The following is a 17,558-nucleotide window of genomic DNA, read 5'->3' on the forward strand; positions in this document are numbered from 1 at the left end:
TATTTCGATGAATGGGGCCTTATTTGAGGTCGTTTAAGCGAGAGAAATCAGCTTATTAACCAATTTTTCTATGCCGTTGTTGGCTTCTGAAATGGTTGTTGCCAGCATATAGGCTGGTGTAGACACCACGTTGTGTTGCTCGTCGTAAACAATATCATCCACAGCGCATATAACGTGTTGACCTCCTAACGCTGCAAATCCGGCTGCAGTGTCTGAGTCGTTACCTATTGTTCCTCTGACGTCATTTGGATAAATCAATGGAATGATAGTCGGGGCAATACATAAATAACCTGCAGGTTTCCCAGCTTCAGCAAAGGCACGGCACGCACTCGCTACGTGTGTGTTAATGGAGCATTCTGCACCTTTAATGGCAAAGTCAGTAAGGTTCTTGGCTGCGCCAAATCCACCTGGAAGCAGTAGTGCATCAAAATCATTCACATCCAGCTTTTCGACGTCTTCAATATTCCCTCGCGCAATACGGGCAGATTCAACGAGTACATTACGACTTTCTTCCGTTACTTCCCCTGTTAGATGGTTAATGACGTGCAATTGTTCAACGTTAGGAGCGAAACAGTACCACGTTGCATTAGCTTTCTCTATAGCGTGCAGGGAAAGCACAGACTCATGAATTTCAGCGCCATCGAATACGCCTGACCCACTAAGAATGACGGCTATTTTTTTCATACTGATCATTTCTCCTTGTTATTAGGGCATTAAGACTTTAGGACAAAATAGGGCACTTTGTCTGCTTGCTATGCCACAGAATGCTAGTTGCTTCAAACTACAAAAAAGCCACCCGTTAAGGGTGGCAAAGGGAACCGATAACTAAAATTTGCTATCGTAAGTGGACCTGTTTAAATTGAGTAGAAGAAGTAGAGTTGCGACTTCATTCTCAAGATGATGCCTCGAATGACGTCTAAGAAAGCAAGAAAACCTATCGGTTTTTCTCCACTTACCCATGCTAGTCCAACGGCACCGACCGGGATGTCATAACCTTCAGTCTCTTGTATTTTCAAGCGCACAAAGTGATGCTTGTTATTCAGGTTCTTACCAGTAGTGGTGCGTACTGACTGGTCAATAGCAAGCAATGTGCCTTGCGATTCACCCGTCGCTTCAACAATACCTTCCACTTCTGCGGCAAAAACATGTCCCGGATAAACGGATGTAGAGAATTCAGCGGGTTGTCCAGCTTTAATGTTTCGAATAGCTTGGTGATTAACACGCATCAGTACATACTTTTCGTTGGTGTACATTTGCAATCGTGGTACTCGCGATAACAGTTGCCCTTCACGAAGAATGAAGTTGGTAACAAAGCCATCAGTCGGTGCATAAACTTTGGTGCTGTCGAGGTCCCACTGTGCGCGTTCGACAGATTCCGTAGCGTTTCGCAAATCATTCCTTCTGCTGTCTACAGCAAATTCATATTTACTGATAGAAAGTAGTGCTTTATTTGCATCTACACGGCGTTTATCAAGTTGTGCTTCGGTAGTCTTTACTTTGTGTTTTGCCACTTCAACAATGCTAATTTGCTTGTCTATATCACTTTCGGTGATTGTGTTACTAACCACGGCGTTCTGCTCTTGGAAGCGTTTCAGCATTTTTCGTTGTAAGGTGTAATCGACCTGCGCAGAGCGAAGCTGACTTGCCGATGTTTCAACACTCTTTTGTGCAGAAAGATAGCTAGATTTTGATATTTCGACATCTTGGATCGCGCTATCTAACGCTACTTGTGCTGCGTCGTGTTGTATTACCGCTTGATCTAGTGCGATTTGATAAGGTTTTGGGTCAATCTCATAGATGAGTTGACCTTTCTCAATCTGTTGGTTGGGCTTGATGTGCAACTTAACGACTTTCCCCGTTACATTAGAGGAATCTGGACGAAGCTGAATATGCGGAGCCTGAACTAGAGAGCCACCGGAGAGATCCATCGGGGTATAGTTAATCAACCCCACCCAAACGAACATTAGCCAGCCAACGCCACCAATATACGCGAAGCCTTTAGAAAACTTGTTCCATGGCATACCTATTAACCGCAGTAGGTATATAAACAGAGCCCAAACTGCTAAACCCTCTAACATGTTGTGTTCTCCGTATTATCTTCTTTTCCGTGCCAAATATCTCTAAGTCGAACAATCGCTTTTTCCATGTCTACAAATGCAATGATGACGGCCAATACCCAAACCCAATGCCAGATAAAGCCTATCCATGTGAGAGCGGTGATTAGTCCTAGCTGATGGTGATCTTTGCTGTGTGCTTTATTAATAGGAAGCTCGTGAATACGCCAAAACCCATATACCGCGGCAACGACACTTGCGACTAATACGATTCCTGATACGACGTGTAATGCGGTGTCTGCGCTCGTTCCGACAAATGGGACACTCAGTAGGCTCATTGATTTACCTTATAAGATTTAGAAGAATCAAGAGTCTATTCGACATAGAAATAATCATTTACAAAATGATAGATTTCATCAAGAATCAACATGTTTTGAGGCAATTAGTATCATCTGGTGACGATATGTTTGAGAATGTACACTTTGTAAGAGCTATGGGTATTGCGGGGCTGGTCGGAAACCTGCACAAAACCTATGGTGTAAGACCAGAAGAGTTGGGGATCCCAGCTAAAGCCCTCGAGTTTCCAATGACACTGATCCCAGTTTCAGTTCTCAATCAGTTCTACGAGAACATTGAGTTGATAACAGGAGATCAGGATGCCGTACTTAATCTTGTCAGCCAAATGTCGATTGATAGACTAGGTTCTATGAGTCGCTGGTTTTTCTCAGGTCATGATCTTGCCTCGACCATTCGTCGAATTAATTTTGGTATTACTTGTATTCAATCTGGGGCTTTTCTCAGTGGCGAAGTAGTGGGTCCAATTGTTAAGTGGACGTATTACAACAGCTCAATTTCTGCAGCCGCAAAAGCCGATGATGGTGTCAGAGTTGCAAACTTCATGTGTAATGTATTGAAGCGCTATCTGGGGGAAGAGTTTGTTCCTGATCGTGTTTGTATATCAGGTACCAAGTCAAATAGAAGTAAATACGAGGCCTATTTTGGCTGTCCAATTGAATGGGGGCACAATCAAACAGAGGTTTGGTTACCCAACAAGCTGCGATTACAAGGCAACAAGATACCGTCATTAGCCGCAGAAAAGCTTTCTATGAGTTTTGCAGATCTCGATAACTATTTGAACATGCCAGACTCTCAAGATCATATGAAAGTGTTGTATGAAGTGGTGAATTATTCGCGACATTTTGGGATTCCAACATTAGCAAAGGTGTCGGAATTGTTGGGCCTGTCGGAGCAGCAATTACAAAGACGGTTACAAGCGTCTGGGTTAAACTTTACCTCAGTGGTAGGATTCGTTCTATCCGGGGAAGCGGTGAAGCAAATTGTGCTAGGCACACCTATGGAACAAATTGCCGAGAGCCTAGGTTATACCAATATGACCAGCTTTAGCCGTATGTTTAAGAAATACCGAGGTATTACTCCAAAGCAGTACCTAAACAACTACCTTTCCGCTTACTAATCTGAGTTTTTAAGCTACATCTGGTTGATTGTTAGGCGAAAACGACTTTATTGCGCCCTTCAGATTTGGCTTGATAAAGGTGCTTATCAGCAATATCGAGCTTGTTACGCCAATGCCTTTGGTAGTTTGCAGGACTTAATAAGGTTGCGCCAATAGATGCAGTCACCGTTAATCGACCTTCGTCAAAATATAGGCTGGTCGTTTCAACGGTGGTTCGAAGCCTAGTTAGACGATCTTGCAATTGAGCAAGCGTGTCTGCACGGACAATGATAAGAAACTCTTCACCACCCCAACGTGCTAGTAGGTCGTCATTTAACAAGACGCTGTTGAGCGTTTGAGCAACTTCTTGTAGGACAATATCCCCAGCCGCGTGACCCAATTTGTCGTTTATATCTTTAAAGTGGTCAATATCAATTAAACCGATAGCAATATGCCCTTTGCCCGGTAGAGCTCTATCACCACTAAGATAATGTTCTGCAAACCGACGATTTGGTATGCGCGTGAGTGAGTCCAGCATGCTCTGCTCACGCAACGAATGATTAGTCGACAACAAGGAAATGTTTTGCTGTTGGAGCGTATTCTTGCTTTTAAACAGCAGCAAAAAGCCAAACATACCTGCCACAAAAATGGCCGCCCACATTTTTTCCTTAGACTCTTGGTAATCGATGCGAGTTTGCTTGAGTTTGTTCTCCGTATGAAGTTGGGTGATTTTATGCTGCTGTTCGGTATCAGCATGTACTTGCTCTAGTTCAAATAGGGCTTTTTGGCGTCTATCGAAAAGTAGGATCTCGTTTTCTTTTTGATAAAGCCGAGCATACCTATATGCAGTATCAAAGTGCTGCTGTCCGGCATAAAAATTAGCAAGGTGGTTGTATGCTTTTGCCGTATTAAGAGGATCTTTTAGAGCAATGAATTGATCTTTGGCACTAATCAATAACGACTCTGCTGTACTGCTGTTACCAAGAAAACTCAATGCTCGTCCAAGGTGTGTAATGCAATGAGGGACCTGGGTTTTAATCTGATATTTTTCTGCTAAAGATAGGCACTCTTGAGCGAGCCATTCAGCTTGTCGGTAGTGTCCTTTTTCAAGTGAGTTATATGCCTTATTGCTTTTAACATTGGCGATAAGGCTAACATCACCGAGCTGATCTGCCTTTAGTTCTGCTAAGTCAAGATACTCTGACTGTTCACTCAGGCTACCAATATTACCAGCGATGATAGATCGATTGAGGGCGAGTATCGCCTCTTGTTCTAATTGCGGTTGATGACTCTTCTGGAGCCAAAAATAGCCCTCTTGGTTGTATTCAAGCGCTTTATCCCATTCTTCTAAGTCGGCATAGATTAAAGAGATATTGGAAATAACTTTGACCACATACGCGGCGTCACCAATACTACGGAAAATCTCCAATGCTGCTGTATAGCTTTTTTTTGCTTGTAACTGTCTATTTTGACTGGAGTGGATGACAGCGATGAGGTTGTGTGTCCTTGCTTCAAGGTGCAAGTAACGCAGCTTTTTGGCAGCCAGCAGTGCGCGGTTTGCTCGTTGTAAGGCGACATCATAGTGACCATCGGTAATATCAAAGGTCGCTAACCACATATCACTCTCTGCTACTATCCAAGGCACGCTTTTTTGGATGCCGATTTGTTGCATGGCATCTAATGCTTTACGTGCTTCCAAAGGACGTTTGTGTGCTCGATGATGTTTGAATTTTCCAAGATAATAGTAGTAGCTTGCAACTGGATCGTGTCCAATCTTCGCACTTCGTTGAAGTTGCGTTAATAACTCGATTCCATGATTAAAACTTGAGTAACGTACTGCATTCAAGGCAAGTACCGTTTCTTTGTAGGGTTTGTCTTCTATGAGCGTGAGGGGGGAAAATTGGGCATAAACGACCCTAGAGCTTAACGCAAACAGAATGATGGTGAACAAGAAACACAGTCGGATAGCTATTAGCACTGATAGGTTAATAAGAAATAATTAGTACGTCGTATTGTAAATGTTTAAATTGTCATCGTCAAATTATCATTTTTGGAACTGATATCAACAAAAATGTCTATTCTAGAGAGTTGTATGGTTATAAAAGAGCCAATTGACTTGTCGCTAAGAGTTAGGTTTCATTACTAAATCAATAGATTGCATAAGCTCTTGAAAATACGGGTTGAAGGTTAACCGTGCATGGATTTTGTTTGGTTCTTGATAACCGTAAGCGGAATACCAAACCTGATGGCCCGATTGGCAGTTTGCATAGTCAATGTCACGTTGACCGTTATCACAAATGGTGATCATGCCAGTCTGCCCATAATACGGGTTGTTAGGGCTGAATAGCATACCCATATGAGAGCCGTTGGAAACACGATATTCAGGTAAAACCATCGTCTGACTGATGATTCTCTGACCTTCAGGGGGGTGCTCTCCTTGCCAAATAAGTCTGCTTTCAGCATGGATAAACTGGTTTTGGAACGCTTGAGAGGCTGCGGTGGTATCGACAACGCTATCGGTTTCACTCAACACCATTAATGTTGGTTTGACGAAAAGATGAGTAGCGAGGTTGTCTTGTACGACTTTTGCCGTTTGGTAGTATACGGCTGCGCCATTCATAGGCAGCGAATTGTAACGTAGTACATTGTTCTCTGGGTCTTGGTCAGCCCAGTCCATGAAGTAACTTGCAAAGCGCGCGTATTTGACTGCTTCCGATTTGGGTTGGAATGCTGGAGAGAAAAGCAACAGCCCAGAAATACGGTCATCATTCAGTGCATAGGCAGTCACAAGATTAGCGCCGGTAGAGTATCCGCCTAGCCAAACATTAGGATAATCTTCAAGCAGTAGCTGAGTATGGTGTGAAACGATATTTTCCCAGTCAGAGTAGCTAGGCAGCAGCAAATCACCGGCCTTACTGCCATGCCCAGGAAGTAAAATTGCTCTAACTAAATAGCCTTGCTTAACCAAATGTTCCGCAATGTCGTGAAACGAGTAGGGTGAGTCACCAAGTCCGTGCACTAACAATATGGATTGACCATTAGGGGAGTCAGGCACTAGCTCAAAGGGACTATTGAGCGCAATTTCTTGTTGATGATCGTCAGATTTGAATGCACGGTTTTCAGCAAGCCATCGTTGAGTATCTTGGATGTATCGCTCAAATGAAGCTTGCTGATAGGCAGGGAGTGCCTTTGCTTTTTGGTAGGCAGGGTCGTTGTTCTTGGCAGAACAACCAAATATACCTGCAGTGATGAATACAGAAATATAGAAGACGAGCGCGACCAGTTTTCTTTTATGTCGCGAACGTATTTCGCGAATAGCAGACCTACTTGGACGAGACTTCTTCATATTCACCTTCTATTGTATTGCCTTGCATATTTTGGCGCTGTTGAGCTAACTCTTTGTCGAGCTCTTTCTTAATACGATTACCCGTGACATATGCAGCAATGGTAAGTGGAATTGCCATGATTAAACTGAACATCATCGCAACAAAGCCGATAAATAGGGCGCTAACGGTTAGGAGTGCTTTTTTCATAATGACCTCTCTTGATAAACAGCGTCGGAAAATGGATGAGTCTTTATGTGCATCGCTCCTTGATGGTTAGATAATAGAGCAATCAATATGAACCAAACATGAACGCTAGTTCACAATTGCGTTCATGTTTGAATACTTTTAATCACCTAAAGGTTGGCGATCGCTGCCTGTGCGGTGACTATCTAGAGCGAGTTTGAGGCGACGTAAGCGGTCACGAGAGCGACGCTTGTGATTGACGGCAAGCTCCATCGACAATACATCAACCAGAGCTAGCATAGCGTAACGAGATGCCGACGGTTTGTAGATGAAGTCGGTTTCTTTGTGAATAATGGGAAGAACAATATCACTGAGCTTTGCTAAAGGTGAGTCGGCAGGAGTTATGGCTATCACTCTAATCCCGTATTGCTGAGCAATTTCTGCGGTTTCGACGATAACAGGGGTATGTCCCGTCGCGGAAATGACCACCATGACATCGTTGGCGTCTGCAGTAGCAGCGACCATTCTAGTAAGAAGACCATCGTTGTATGAGACCACAGGGTAACCTAGCCTAAACAAACGATGTTGAAGCTCTTGCGAGGTAATAGTTGAACCGCCGCCCACACCCACTGCGATTATTTGTCTAGCAGAGTGAAGCATGGTAACGGCTTGGCTAATATCGGCTTCATTGATAAGGGCACGGTTGATATCCAACGCCTGTTTGATCGATTCGTAAATGCCTTGGTGGCTTGTTTGGTCAGGCGGCTCAATGATGAAGCGCTGCCCAACGGCGAGTGATTGCGCCAGTTTGATCTTAAGATCTCTAACATTAAGACAACCTACAGCCTTAGCAAATCGAGTAATAGTCGCTTCACTAACGCTTGCTTGCTGTGCTAGTTCGGTAATACTCGCATTGGCGGCAGAATGTATATCGTCGGTAATTAAGTCTGCTACTTTCTTTTCAGCATCACGAAGCGCGCTGTAGCGCTCCGTGATCTGAGATATGATGTCTACTTCTACGGTCAAAACTTTCCCTCTAAAAAGCCGTTTCTACCCATTGCTCAACATTATGCTCATTGTCGCTGATCGCGAGAAGACGCCATTTATCAAACGTAAGGCATGGGTGTGACGTTGAGAACGCAATCATATCACCAACCTGAAGTGACGACTCTGCTGGAATGGCCAAAAATGTGTGTTGGTCCATAACATCAGTAGCGATGATCTTGTTTTCTTTGATTTCAGCACCTGCTCGATAGATACGTTCTGGGATCGGCAGTCCCGCATCGAAGGCTACATCCCTCTTACCGAGTCCTACGATCGCTTTGGTCGGCTCTGGTCTAGAAATTACATACGCCCACACTTCGAGCGAAGAGGATAGGTCACCACCCAACTCACACGCATAACCACCATTTTTAACTGCTCTGGCCATGACTTTTTCTTGGGCGTCAAGATAGATCCCTGTGTCATGAATAACATAGCAACCTGGTCGAATAACAGCCTGAAAGTCATTCAAATGAGCAAAAGTTTCTGCCACGACGTCATACCATGCGGATCCAGCTCCGGTGAGAATAGGCTTGTTAGGCAGCAACTCCTGACTGATGAGGTCACGTCCAATTTCAATAGTCTCTGTTAAGAAAGCCCTAACGAGAGACTCTTCATCTCCACCATGAATGACTCCCTCGTAGACCTCGATTCCGACCAATGAGACATGAGGCAAAGTACTAATATGTTTAGCAAGTTCGACTACCTCTTGTTTCGTTCTGCAACCGCAGCGACCTCCAGCAACACCGTATTCAATTAACACTTCAATGTTCGCATCTATACTTGAATAGAATTGTTCCAATTGATCAGCGTTAACGGCTGAGTCTACGCACACGATGACTCTAGCTTGAGTCTCTTTCTTAATACGAGCCACCATTGCCATATTTGCTCTACCAACCAGTTGGTTAGCGATCATGATATTTTTTAACCCAGCGCTAGCCGCTGTTTCTGCTTGTGGTGCCGTTGCTACTGTTATCCCCCATGCACCTTTTTGCTTTTGCATGGCGAAAAAGTCTGGTGTCATGGTGGTTTTTCCATGTGGACAAAGCAAAACGCCATGATAGTTAGCAAAAGCTTGCATCCAGTCCATGTTATTCAGCAATGCTTGTTTGTTAATAACTGCTACGGGTAGGCTAATTTCTTCATTAATCAGGCTGTATTTTGTCTTAAGCTCAGCCGTCACTGGCACTCCTTTCATTCCTCTGCCAAATGGTACCGTTGTATTTTTCTGTTTGTTTCTATCATTTTCTTTTAAATCTATCATTGGTAATTCTCTTTCTAACATGATTTAACTTGTTGATATTTAATGTTTGATGGTAACAATGATAATTAATATGTTAGAAACTATCAAACTTAATGAGTTAAATTGTGTAATTAGTCACTGTGTTTGTGTGGGTAACTATCTATGATTGTTTGTGTGAAATGCACGAACTGAGAGAGAAGGTCATGTTGTTCGACATAATTATTAGAAATGCAGAAATCGTCGATGGTACCAATACTCCAGCGTACAAAGCGGATGTGGGGTTAGTAGAAGATCGAATAGTCAAAATTGGTGAATTAACAAACGAGAAAGCGACGTCTGTTATTGATGCTGAAGGTTTGATAGTCAGCCCTGGTTTTATTGATGTACATACTCATGACGACACTAATGTTATTCGCTATCCCGATTGCTTACCAAAAATCAGTCAGGGTGTTACTACGGTGATCGTCGGTAACTGTGGTATCAGTGCATCGCCTGCCGTATTGGAGTGCGCACCGCCGGATCCAATGAACTTGTTAGGCAAACAGGAAGATTTTAAGTATCCGACGTTTGCTCAATATGCCGAGGCGGTGTCTTCAGCAGAACCAGCCGTGAACGTCGCCGCTCTAGTCGGCCACACCACGTTACGTAATAACGTGATGAATGACCTATTCAGAGAAGCCAGCGAGCAAGAGTTAGCTTCGATGAGGACAACGCTTGATTTAGCAATGCAACAAGGAGCACTTGGTTTAAGTTCCGGCTTGGCCTATGCCAGTGCCAAACAGGCGACAGCCAGTGAAGTTATGCGGTTAGCTGAGGTTCTTGCTGAGCATGATGGTATTTATACCACACACATGCGTACTGAGTTTGAAGAAATCTTGCATGCGATGGAAGAGGCTTTTGAGACTGGAAAGCATGCAAAAGTGCCTGTTGTCATCTCACATCTAAAATGTGCAGGTGCTGGTAATTGGGGGCGTACAGTTGAAGTTCTTGATTTGATGGAGAAGACATCAGCTCATCAAGATGTCTCTTGCGACTGCTACCCATATTCTGCTAGCTCGTCAACATTAGATTTAAAACAAGTCACTGAAGATTTTGATATTTTCATTACGTGGTCTGAAACAAAGCCAGAATGCGCAGGACAAATGCTCGCTGACATCGCAAAGCAAATGGAATTGCCTCTTATTGAAGCGGCAAAAGCCTTGCAACCTGCTGGCGCTGTTTATCACTGCATGGATGAAGCAGACGTTGAAAGAGTCTTGAAATACCGTTTGACGATGGTGGGTTCAGATGGTTTACCCAATGATCCTCATCCTCATCCACGTCTATGGGGAACATTCCCCAAAGTGTTGAGCCATTACTGTCAAGGTCGCGAATTATTTCCTTTGGAAGAAGCGGTACACAAGATGACGGGTATGTCTGCGACACGATACAACTTATCGAATCGAGGTGTCATTCGCGAAGGTGCGTTCGCTGATATCGTGATATTCGACAAACAGAAAATAAAAGATACCGCAACATTTGAAAACCCCATTTCAGTCGCTGATGGGATTGAGTGTGTATTGGTTAACGGAAATATTAGTTACTCAAATAAAACCGTTGCTGAAAATAGATTTGGGCGATTTATATATCGTCAAGAGAAGTAATATTTAAATGAGCATTATTTGCTCTTGGAAATATAAATTTAGTTAAAAAATAGATAATTGGAGAATTAAAATGACGATTAAGCGCTATGGTGTAGAAGGTGGTGTAGGTACAGGTGGTCAACATTTACCGTTCGCTCGCGCAACTGAAGCGGGAGGCTTTCTTTACGTTTCAGGTCAAACGCCAATGACTGACGGCGAAGTCGTTGAAGGAGGGATTGTTGATCAATCTCGTCTAGCAATCCAGAACTGCGTAGACATTATGGAAGAAGCAGGTTACGGCCTTGAAGATGTGGTACATGTCAAAGTTGTACTGACGGACTCACGTTACTTCCAATCATTTAATAAAGTGTTTAAAGAGTTTTTTGGCGCAAACCCACCTGCTCGTATCTGCATGGTATGCGATCTTGTTGTCGACGTAAAAGTTGAAGTTGATGTCACGTGTTACCGCGAAGACCGTCGTTAATTAAATACTTGTTATATATTACTTAAATTAATATTAAGGGCATTCTACTGAATGCTCTTCACAAAAATATAAATATTTACAATCTAAATGGACTTAATTCAGAAGTACCTCTTACTTCTGAGTTTAAAATAACGTAAAACGGTAAGTGGCTTAAATGAGTCACTTATATCTCTGGAGGTGTTCAATGAACAGTACACTATTTTTATCCGGCTTCGGAATATATGTGTGTTTTCTTATTTGGCTAGGATGGTTTGTGTCACGAAACCAAAAGTCTGGTGAAGACTTTTTGTTAGGTGGACGTGGTTTACCTCTGTTTCTTGTGCTAGGTACAACAGTCGCAACCATGGTTGGTACTGGATCAAGTATGGGAGCGGTTGGCTTTGGTTACGCTAATGGTTGGGCTGGAGCGCTTTATGGTATCGGCGGTGCGCTAGGCATCCTACTATTAGCCCTTTGGTTTGCACCAGTTCGAAAGCTTAATTTCATGACGATGAGTGAAGAGCTTGCGTATTACGTCGGTGCCAACCGTGTCGTTAAAAATGTTGTTGGCGTGCTTATCTTTATTGCCTCTATTGGTTGGCTTGGTGCTCATATTCTTGGTGGCGGTATGTATTTGGCGTGGATTGCCGATATTGATCTCAACGTAGCAAAAGTCATCATCGCAGCAGCATTCACAATTTATGTTGTCATTGGCGGATATACAGCGGTTGTTTGGACCGACACTATCCAAGCAATTATCCTATTTGTTGGCTTTATTTTAATGGCGGTTCTATCTGTTCAACACATCGGTGGCATGGACAATCTTTACGAAGCGATGGACCCGGCGGCAACAAGTTTCCTTGCAATTGAAAAGCTTGGACTTATTCCTGCTGTCTCTCTAGCCGTGGTCATTGGTGTTGGTGTGTTAGCAACGCCATCTTTCCGTCAAAGAATATACTCCGGTAAGAATGTTTCAACTATTCGCCGTTCATTTGTATTGTCTGGTGTTTTGTATCTGTTCTTCTCGATTATCCCAGCAATCATCGGTATGGCTGCTCACGCGATTGAACCAGGTCTGGACAATGCCAACTTTGCATTCCCTTATATTGCAGCAACTGTGCTACCGGTAGGGGTTGGTATGATCGTTCTGATTGCGGGTTTGTCGGCAACAATGTCTAGCGCAAGCTCAGATGCTATAGCGGGCGTTTCAATCCTTCTTCGCGATGTATATGTAATGTTCACTGGCCGAGTGCCAAATAAAGAGTCAATGCTGAACTACTCCCGTCTAGCATTGGTTGTTGTTATCGGCTTTGCACTGCTGTTCGCACTCACTTCGAATGACATCATTGGCTATATCACGAAGATGATCTCAACGGTCATGTCAGGCATGTTTGTATGCGGTATGTTGGGTCGTTTTTGGAAACGTTACACTTGGCAGGGAGCGATTGCGACACTTGTTGGTGCATCGGCAGCGTCCTTCGCGGTAATGTTCAGCACAGACCTAACGGCTTTCTGGGGCAATCCAGTTATCCCATCAGTGACGGTAGCAACAATTGCTGGTGTTGTGGTTAGCCTAGTGACGCCTGAAAATAAGGTCTCTCCTGAGCAAGCTCAAGCGATTCTTGATGCTGAACGCGCTCAAATGGAGTTGGGTTCAGCTCCTCAAGAAACTTCAGCAAAACCGACACCAGTTACTGAGTAATTTTGGTCTTATCTAGGAGTGCATGCGGCACTCCTTCTTCTAATCCTAATATTTTAAGAGGCTCTGATGAAAGTAGCTTTCTTCGGTGAATGTATGGTGGAACTGAGTGGGGAGCCACTTCGAAGAACATTCGGAGGCGATACTCTTAACACTGCGCTTTATCTAGCAAGGCTTGGACGTAATCGAGGTATTGATGTTTCCTACGCGACGGGGCTGGGTGAAGATAAATTGTCGGTTGAGATGAAACGAGCTTGGAACGATGAATATATCGACACGAGTTTGATTGAAACCGTGTCAGACAAACAGCCTGGTTTGTATTTAGTCGAAACTGATGTAAATGGAGAGCGAACCTTTCTGTACTGGCGTAATGACAGTGCCGCAAAATACTACTTTGACAATGTGGTAAGTAAACTAGAAGTTGCTTTAGCCGCTAACCAACATGATGCGCTTTATCTCAGCGGAATCAGCTTAGCCATATTGAACAATAGTGCTAGGAAACGAATGCTAACTATGGCTAAACACCATCATGAAAGTAGTAAAAAAGTCATATTTGATAATAACTTCCGTCCTCAGCTTTGGAGTAGCTCCGACGCTCGACAGTGGTATGAAAAGCTGTTGCCTTATGTGGATATAGCGTTACTCACAGAAGATGATGATAGAGAAATATGGGGGACTGAAGAGTCTATTGAGTCACGTTGTGAGCGATTTGAAATTGCAGAAGTGGTGATTAAACGCGGTTGTGAACCATGTAAGGTGATAACACGAGAAAACAATCAGATTAATACCCACATTGTCGCAGCATCGAAAGTTGCGAATGTGATTGATACCTGCGCTGCCGGTGACTCTTTTGCTGCGGGATATTTGTCTGCGAGATTGAGTGGTCAGTCATGCGAGTTATCTGCCGAGTTTGCTCATTCTGTTGCTGCTATCGTTATTCAACACCCTGGCGCTATTGTCCCACTCGGTGCTATGGATCATTTACTGTGAAGAGATCAACATGTCGTTAATTAATAAATTAAAACAATTTAAAGTTATTCCTGTTATTCAAATTAATAATGTAGACCATGCGATTCCTTTAGCTAAGGCATTAGTCGAAAACGGTCTTCCAGTCGCTGAAGTCACATTCAGAACAGAGGCGGCAGCTGCTTCTATCAAGGCTATGAGAGATGCCTACCCTGAGTTGTGTATTGGTGCGGGTACAATTTTGAACTCACAACAAGTAGATCTTGCTATTGAAGCAGGGGCTGAGTTTATTGTTGCTCCTGGCCTTAATCCCAACACGGTTAAATACTGTCAAGAAAACAATATAACCATTATCCCTGGAGTGAATAACCCAAGCCAAGTTGAGCAAGCCCTAGAGTTAGGATTGTCTTTCCTTAAGTTTTTTCCTGCAGAAGCATCTGGCGGTGTAAACATGGTTAAGTCGCTATTGGCGCCTTACGGTGATGTTGCATTTATGCCGACGGGAGGCATCAGCAAAGTGAATGTCAATGACTACCTATCTCTCGACAGAGTTCACTGCTGCGGTGGTACTTGGATGGTCGCAACATCGTTGATTGAAAACGAGCAGTGGGACCACATTGGTGAGCTTGTGCGAGCAGCGGTAGCCACGACACGATAACTAGTCTTATGTTGTTATTTGGCCAGTAATTAAGCTGGCCGCTTTCTAGTCCAGTTATTTTGTTTTAATGCCCATTGATTTGGGTAGCCCTTTGACAACCCTAAAATAGATAATTATTAATGAAAAAAATCATATCAATAAGTGTTTTAGCGCTGGTTTAATGCTGAATTTACCGCGCGTGAGCATACCGTTAAATTTCTCGACAAGTACTCAGATTATATGAGGCCATACGCAGAAATTGTCGATGCGGACAAAAACATTTATATCCCAGGACCAAATAAAGGCGAAACTGAGTGACGCTATCGTATTGGTCTGAACTTTGTATTCTAAGGAAATAATAATGAAAAAGAGTATCTTAACTTTACTGGTAGCCGGTTCACTAACAACAACGGCAGCATGGGCTATGGCACCAAATACTGATTTAAATTTAATGCCTTATCCACAATCGGTGGAATTAGGTCAAGGAAGCGTAACGTTAGACAAAGATTTTAGTATTTATATTAAAGGATTTAATTCTGACCGAGTCGAATATACGGCAAAGCGCTTTGTAGAACGCTTAGAGCGTCAAACAGGTCTACCGACGCTTAACTGGCGAGCTGATTCAGAGGATGAAGCGACGTTTATTATCGATATTCAATCCCCAGCTAAGAGTGAGGTGCAAGATATTGATGCCGATGAGTCGTACAAGCTAACGAGCAATGATGGCAAAATTGTTTTAGAGTCGAGCCGGCCATATGGCGCTATTCGTGGTATTGAAACCATTCTCCAACTGGTCCAGACCGATGCTAATGGTTATTCTGTTCCGGCAATCAGTATTGTCGATGAGCCGCGTTTTAGATGGCGTGGTGTTTCTTATGATACATCTCGTCACTTCATTGAGATGGAAGTGATTTTGCGTCAACTTGATGCGATGGCATCGGCGAAAATGAACGTGTTCCATTGGCATATTTGGGATGACCAAGGAATCCGAATTCAATTAGATAACTACACTAAACTGTGGGAGAAAACCACGGACGGTAATTATTACACCAAAGACCAAATTCGTTATGTCGTAGAGTATGCACGTAAACTAGGTATTCGTGTGGTTCCTGAAATTTCGTTACCGGGCCATGCGTCAGCCGTTGCTCATGCTTATCCAGAATTGATGTCTGGGTTAGGGGAACAAAGTTATCCGCAGCAGAGAGAGTGGGGGGTATTTGAGCCTCTGATGGACCCGACGAACCCCGAATTGTATGTCATGTTGGAAAGTGTATTCGACGAAGTGGTTGAATTGTTCCCGGATGAATACTTCCATATCGGAGGTGATGAGCCTAACTACAAACAATGGCAAGAAAATCCAGAAATTCAAACTTTTATCAAAGATAAAGAGCTTGATGGTGAACGAGGTCTTCAGTCGTACCTCAACGCGAAAGTGGAAAAAATGCTTGAGGAGCGTGGTAAGAAGATGAGCGGCTGGGACGAAATCTGGCACAAAGATCTTCCTAAATCGATCGTGATTCAGAGCTGGCGAGGCCATGACAGTATTGGCCGTGCGGCACAAGAGGGTTACCAAGGGTTGCTATCAACAGGCTATTACTTAGACCAACCACAGCCTACAAGTTATCACTATAGAAATGATCCGATGCCGAGTGGCATCACCGTTGACGATAAGCTTCACGAAGGGGAGCGCTTTGTTAGTTACCAGTGGGAAAAACCGCGTACTAAAGGTGGCCCACGCAAAGGCTTACTCACTATTATTCAAGCAAAAGACGGTAAAGTTCGTGCATTTACGGATTATAACGGTAAATCTCGAGCTGAAGTTGAGATCTTAGAATATGAACCTGGCAAGATATTCCGCGGCCACTTTGATAACTTCATGTCATACACAGAGTTCAATCTTAAGCTAGCGGGAGAGCAGTTTGCCGAAGGGAGCTATCAGCTTATTGGTAATGTAAGGTGGCCAACGACGGGGAAACTGGTTGCTTCTTCAGCACAAGAGGGAGCGTCAATTCCTGAGCCAACTGGTGGCTATCCTGCTGAACTGAACGAACAAGAACAAAAGCTGATATTGGGTGGAGAAATCACCGTTTGGGGTGAAAATATCAATTCGATGACGATGGAAAACAGAATTTGGCCGCGCAGTTATGCGATTGCAGAGCGATTCTGGTCAAGTGAAGAGCTGACTGATGAAGCAAGCATGTATAAGCGTATGCGTGCAGTTGATAATTGGTCTGAAATTTCTTTGGGTATGCGCCACCATGCTGACGCAAGAGTCATGATGCAAAGGTTGGCGAATGGCAGCGATATAACACCTTTATTGGTGTTGGCGAAGTACACTGAACCTGCACAATACTATGCGCGTAACTGGGAAAAATGGATTCAGACAGAGAACCCAGGAGATTTATATAATCAACACGAACGCCTGAATCGTTTTGCTGATGCGCTCCCAGTGGAGAGTTACACTGTGTACGAAATGCGTTATTTGGTGACACAATACGTTAAGGGAGACAAGTCTGCTTTAACGTCGCTTAAAAATCACTACGAGCAATTACTCAATGCTTCTTCTGAGGCAGCTACAGTCTTTGCTAACAACGTAGCGTCAGTAGATACGGTACCGTTAGCTAAGGCATCACAGAAGATAGCTCAGTTAGGTTTGACACTGGTAACAAAAGCCGAAGCTGGCGAGAAAGTGTCTTCAGCCGATGCAAGAGAATATCAGTCTATGATTAATGACTCAGCGAAGATCATTGATGAAAGTATTGTCGCTACAGTGAAGCCGACGGAAATGTTACTTTGGTCACTATCAAAGTAATTCCATCGGCCTACTAGGTGCCGCATTAGAATAAACGCCCCTACTTAACTTGGGGCGTT

15 protein-coding genes are annotated in these 17,558 nt (G+C 43.6%); 7 read left to right on the forward strand and 8 right to left on the reverse strand.

Features of this window, described 5'->3' with window-relative positions; genetic code table 11:
• Positions 1 to 33 precede the first annotated feature (33 nt).
• The 3 genes from elbB to JKJ11_RS16995 all read right to left on the reverse strand — a co-directional run bounded on the left by elbB (position 34) and on the right by JKJ11_RS16995 (position 2,392).
• Positions 34 to 684, reverse strand: coding sequence for an isoprenoid biosynthesis glyoxalase ElbB (gene elbB / locus JKJ11_RS16985; RefSeq protein WP_006069093.1), 651 nt, complete (start codon positions 682 to 684; stop codon positions 34 to 36).
• A gap of 170 nt (positions 685 to 854) precedes the next feature.
• On the reverse strand, positions 855 to 2,078 hold the full coding sequence (locus JKJ11_RS16990; protein ID WP_006069092.1) for an HlyD family secretion protein: 1,224 nt from the start codon (positions 2,076 to 2,078) through the stop codon (positions 855 to 857).
• Positions 2,072 to 2,392, reverse strand: a complete 321-nt coding sequence (locus tag JKJ11_RS16995) for a hypothetical protein (RefSeq protein ID WP_031493189.1) — start codon at positions 2,390 to 2,392, stop codon at positions 2,072 to 2,074. The genes JKJ11_RS16990 and JKJ11_RS16995 overlap by 7 nt, the downstream gene beginning before the upstream one ends.
• A 125-nt stretch (positions 2,393 to 2,517) precedes the next feature.
• Between JKJ11_RS16995 and JKJ11_RS17000 the strand changes: the two genes are divergently transcribed.
• A complete protein-coding gene (locus JKJ11_RS17000) occupies positions 2,518 to 3,528 on the forward strand; it encodes an AraC family transcriptional regulator (RefSeq protein ID WP_038221595.1) in 1,011 nt (336 codons plus the stop codon).
• Positions 3,529 to 3,559: 31 nt separating this feature from the next.
• Here the strand turns inward: JKJ11_RS17000 and JKJ11_RS17005 are convergent, their stop codons facing one another.
• The 5 genes from JKJ11_RS17005 to JKJ11_RS17025 all read right to left on the reverse strand — a co-directional run bounded on the left by JKJ11_RS17005 (position 3,560) and on the right by JKJ11_RS17025 (position 9,321).
• On the reverse strand, positions 3,560 to 5,485 hold the full coding sequence (locus tag JKJ11_RS17005) for a tetratricopeptide repeat-containing diguanylate cyclase (protein ID WP_124941854.1): 1,926 nt from the start codon (positions 5,483 to 5,485) through the stop codon (positions 3,560 to 3,562).
• 144 nt (positions 5,486 to 5,629) lie between these two features.
• Positions 5,630 to 6,853, reverse strand: coding sequence for an alpha/beta hydrolase (locus JKJ11_RS17010; protein WP_252039602.1), 1,224 nt, complete (start codon positions 6,851 to 6,853; stop codon positions 5,630 to 5,632).
• The gene (locus tag JKJ11_RS17015; RefSeq protein WP_124941855.1) at positions 6,831 to 7,040 is read right to left on the reverse strand and encodes a hypothetical protein; all 210 of its coding nucleotides are present in this window, start codon (positions 7,038 to 7,040) and stop codon (positions 6,831 to 6,833) included. Before JKJ11_RS17015 ends, JKJ11_RS17010 begins: the two co-directional genes overlap by 23 nt.
• A 138-nt stretch (positions 7,041 to 7,178) precedes the next feature.
• On the reverse strand, positions 7,179 to 8,042 hold the full coding sequence (locus JKJ11_RS17020) for a MurR/RpiR family transcriptional regulator (RefSeq protein WP_124941856.1): 864 nt from the start codon (positions 8,040 to 8,042) through the stop codon (positions 7,179 to 7,181).
• Between the two features lie 10 nt (positions 8,043 to 8,052).
• The gene (locus JKJ11_RS17025) at positions 8,053 to 9,321 is read right to left on the reverse strand and encodes an amino acid deaminase (protein ID WP_124941857.1); all 1,269 of its coding nucleotides are present in this window, start codon (positions 9,319 to 9,321) and stop codon (positions 8,053 to 8,055) included.
• A gap of 149 nt (positions 9,322 to 9,470) precedes the next feature.
• On the opposite strand from JKJ11_RS17025, the gene JKJ11_RS17030 reads away from it, so the two are divergent.
• The 6 genes from JKJ11_RS17030 to JKJ11_RS17055 all read left to right on the forward strand — a co-directional run bounded on the left by JKJ11_RS17030 (position 9,471) and on the right by JKJ11_RS17055 (position 17,499).
• The gene (locus JKJ11_RS17030; protein WP_261359898.1) at positions 9,471 to 10,943 is read left to right on the forward strand and encodes an N-acyl-D-amino-acid deacylase family protein; all 1,473 of its coding nucleotides are present in this window, start codon (positions 9,471 to 9,473) and stop codon (positions 10,941 to 10,943) included.
• A gap of 70 nt (positions 10,944 to 11,013) precedes the next feature.
• Entirely contained in the window at positions 11,014 to 11,406 is a 393-nt protein-coding gene (locus tag JKJ11_RS17035; protein WP_006069083.1) for a RidA family protein, read from the forward strand.
• Positions 11,407 to 11,590: 184 nt separating this feature from the next.
• The gene (locus tag JKJ11_RS17040) at positions 11,591 to 13,087 is read left to right on the forward strand and encodes a sodium:solute symporter family protein (protein ID WP_006069082.1); all 1,497 of its coding nucleotides are present in this window, start codon (positions 11,591 to 11,593) and stop codon (positions 13,085 to 13,087) included.
• A 66-nt stretch (positions 13,088 to 13,153) separates the two neighbouring features.
• Entirely contained in the window at positions 13,154 to 14,074 is a 921-nt protein-coding gene (locus tag JKJ11_RS17045; protein ID WP_252039603.1) for a sugar kinase, read from the forward strand.
• A 10-nt stretch (positions 14,075 to 14,084) separates the two neighbouring features.
• Positions 14,085 to 14,708: a bifunctional 4-hydroxy-2-oxoglutarate aldolase/2-dehydro-3-deoxy-phosphogluconate aldolase gene (locus JKJ11_RS17050; protein ID WP_006069080.1), complete on the forward strand. Its 624-nt coding sequence runs from the start codon at positions 14,085 to 14,087 to the stop codon at positions 14,706 to 14,708.
• Between the two features lie 340 nt (positions 14,709 to 15,048).
• Entirely contained in the window at positions 15,049 to 17,499 is a 2,451-nt protein-coding gene (locus JKJ11_RS17055; protein WP_252039604.1) for a family 20 glycosylhydrolase, read from the forward strand.
• Positions 17,500 to 17,558: the final 59 nt, after the last annotated feature.

Source organism: Vibrio sp. SCSIO 43133 (assembly GCF_023716845.1).
Taxonomy (GTDB): Bacteria; Pseudomonadota; Gammaproteobacteria; order Enterobacterales; family Vibrionaceae; genus Vibrio; species Vibrio mediterranei.

Coding starts and splice junctions, on each gene's coding strand:
- elbB (WP_006069093.1), bottom strand. CDS start 684: ATGAAAAAAATAGCCGTCATTCTTAGTGGGTCAGGCGTATTCGATGGC.
- JKJ11_RS16990 (WP_006069092.1), bottom strand. CDS start 2,078: ATGTTAGAGGGTTTAGCAGTTTGGGCTCTGTTTATATACCTACTGCGG.
- JKJ11_RS16995 (WP_031493189.1), bottom strand. CDS start 2,392: ATGAGCCTACTGAGTGTCCCATTTGTCGGAACGAGCGCAGACACCGCA.
- JKJ11_RS17000 (WP_038221595.1), top strand. CDS start 2,518: ATGTTTGAGAATGTACACTTTGTAAGAGCTATGGGTATTGCGGGGCTG.
- JKJ11_RS17010 (WP_252039602.1), bottom strand. CDS start 6,853: ATGAAGAAGTCTCGTCCAAGTAGGTCTGCTATTCGCGAAATACGTTCG.
- JKJ11_RS17015 (WP_124941855.1), bottom strand. CDS start 7,040: ATGAAAAAAGCACTCCTAACCGTTAGCGCCCTATTTATCGGCTTTGTT.
- JKJ11_RS17025 (WP_124941857.1), bottom strand. CDS start 9,321: ATGATAGATTTAAAAGAAAATGATAGAAACAAACAGAAAAATACAACG.
- JKJ11_RS17035 (WP_006069083.1), top strand. CDS start 11,014: ATGACGATTAAGCGCTATGGTGTAGAAGGTGGTGTAGGTACAGGTGGT.
- JKJ11_RS17040 (WP_006069082.1), top strand. CDS start 11,591: ATGAACAGTACACTATTTTTATCCGGCTTCGGAATATATGTGTGTTTT.
- JKJ11_RS17045 (WP_252039603.1), top strand. CDS start 13,154: ATGAAAGTAGCTTTCTTCGGTGAATGTATGGTGGAACTGAGTGGGGAG.
- JKJ11_RS17050 (WP_006069080.1), top strand. CDS start 14,085: ATGTCGTTAATTAATAAATTAAAACAATTTAAAGTTATTCCTGTTATT.
- JKJ11_RS17055 (WP_252039604.1), top strand. CDS start 15,049: ATGAAAAAGAGTATCTTAACTTTACTGGTAGCCGGTTCACTAACAACA.